1 protein-coding gene is annotated in these 820 nt (G+C 64.9%); it reads left to right on the top strand.

The annotated features are described in order from the left end of the window. Window positions 1–820: IS3 family transposase (locus SS2_RS16860; RefSeq protein ID WP_083942394.1), on the top strand; the 820-nt coding region annotated here is incomplete at both ends.

Below are 820 nucleotides of genomic sequence, written 5' to 3'. Positions count from 1 at the left end.
GGATCCCCGTCGCGGTGACGTGTCGGGTCCTCAAGCTCGCCAGGCAGCCCTACTACCGCTGGCTGGCCTCCCCGGTCACTGCCTTGGAACTGCGCCAGGCGCACCTGGCCAACGCGCTCTTCGACGCCCACCGCGACGACCCCGAATTCGGCCACCGGCTTCTGGCCGACGAAGCTGGCCAGGCCGGGGCCGGGCAGCAGGCGTGCGACCGGACCGTCTGGGCGATCTGCTCAGCCAACGGCTGGTGGAGCGTGTTCGGGAAGAAGCGCGGCAAGAACGGGAAGAAACCGGGACCGCCAGCACATGACGACCTCGTCGAACGCGACTTCAGCGCTGCCAAGGTCAATGAGCTGTGGCTGACCGATATCACCGAGCACACCACCGGCGAAGGCAAGATCTACCTCTGCGCCATCAAAGACGTCTACTCAAATCGCATTGTCGGTTACTCCATCAGCGACCGGATGGAAGCCTCTCTTGCGGTCGACGCGTTGCGCTCAGCGGTCCAGCGACGAGGCGGTGACGTGGCTGGCTGCGTGGTCCATTCCGACCGCGGGAGCCAGTTTCGCTCCCGGAAATTCCTGCGTGAACTCACCCACCACGACCTCATCGGATCCATGGGTCAGGTCGCCTCAGCTGGTGACAATGCCGCCATGGAGAGTTTCTTCTCCCTACTGCAGAAGAACGTCCTGGACCGGCGCCGCTGGACCACCCGCACCGAGCTCCGCCTGGCGATCATCACCTGGATCGAACGCACCTACCACCGCCGCCGCAGCCAAGCCCGCCTGGGCCGATTGACCCCCATCGAATACGAAGCCATCAT

Origin of the sequence: Sanguibacter suarezii NBRC 16159 (genome assembly GCF_001552735.1) — a bacterium.
Taxonomy (GTDB): domain Bacteria; phylum Actinomycetota; class Actinomycetes; order Actinomycetales; family Cellulomonadaceae; genus Sanguibacter; species Sanguibacter suarezii.
This window is presented reverse-complemented; position numbering and strand designations above follow the sequence as displayed.